Source organism: Pseudomonas sp. URMO17WK12:I11 (genome assembly GCF_007677725.1).
In the GTDB taxonomy this organism is placed as follows: Bacteria; Pseudomonadota; Gammaproteobacteria; order Pseudomonadales; family Pseudomonadaceae; genus Aquipseudomonas.
Window position 1 is genome coordinate 1 of record NZ_VEDF01000083.1, and the last position, 212, is coordinate 212.

1 protein-coding gene is annotated in these 212 nt (G+C 56.6%); it reads right to left on the reverse strand.

Annotated features, from left to right (window positions below; genetic code table 11):
* On the reverse strand, window positions 1-212 hold a 212-nt coding region (locus FS665_RS23570; protein WP_145193686.1), incomplete at both ends, for an immunoglobulin-like domain-containing protein.

Genomic DNA, 212 nt, shown 5'->3' on the forward strand with positions numbered 1-212 from the left:
ATGCTGGCGGTATAGACGATAGTGCCGCCCTCGGCCACGGATGGCGTAGCAGTCAGTGTCACAGTGGTCGTGTCAGTCACATCAGTCACAGCAGTGCTGACAGGATCCGTGTTGGCAACGAGGTTCTCGAAGTTGCCGCCGCCAACGGCAGTAATGCTGTTTGTAACAGCATCATGTCCTTGGTACACGTCGTTGGAAACGGCTCCAGTCGC